The organism is Sphingomonas yabuuchiae (assembly GCF_001477495.1).
GTDB lineage: Bacteria > Pseudomonadota > Alphaproteobacteria > Sphingomonadales > Sphingomonadaceae > Sphingomonas > Sphingomonas yabuuchiae_A.
The window spans coordinates 1-639 of record NZ_LDTF01000188.1 but is presented as its reverse complement, the minus strand read 5'-3'; the positions used below and the strand labels follow the sequence as shown (position 1 = coordinate 639).

The window sequence follows — 639 nt, the reverse complement described above, 5'->3', positions numbered from 1 at the left end:
TTCCAGGATCGCTATCCGGGTATCACCCTGGAAGTGCTGCCGGTCCCGCACTTCGTCAACCTGTCGCGCCGCGAAGCCGACATCGCCATCACCCTGGAGCGCCCCGAGCGCGGGCCCTACGTCTGTCGCAAGCTGTGCGACTACCGGCTGCGCCTGTACGCCACCCCCGAGTACCTGGCGACCCATCCGGCCATCGCCGAGCCCGCGGACCTGCGCAGCCACAGCTTCATCACCTATGTCGACGACCTGGCCTTCAGCCCTGAACTGCTCTACCTCGAACGCATCCTGCCCGAGGCCAGCAGCGCCCTGCGCAGCACCAGCGTGATCGCCCAGTACCAGGCGGCGCTCTGTAGCCACGCCCTGGCCATCCTGCCGTGCTTCCTCGCCGAGCCCGATAGCCGGCTGGTGTCGCTCTTGCCGGAGCAGATCCAGATCACCCGCCAGTTCTGGCTCTATTACCGCGAAGACCTGCGCCGTCTGAGACGCATCACTCTGGTCTCCGACTACCTGCGTGCCTGCGCTGATGGCAATCGCGACTTCCTCCTCGGCGAAACCCGAGTGCCGCGGCTGGGCTGGCTGGAGAGTTGAAGTCCGTCACCGACCGCTGTGGCACCCCCGGACAACGTCGGGGTCTCAGAC

1 protein-coding gene is annotated in these 639 nt (G+C 66.7%); it reads left to right on the top strand.

The window, feature by feature from the left end:
- On the top strand, nucleotides 1-588 hold a 588-nt coding region (locus tag NS355_RS18000), incomplete at its 5' end, for a LysR substrate-binding domain-containing protein (protein WP_244489751.1).
- Nucleotides 589-639: the final 51 nt, after the last annotated feature.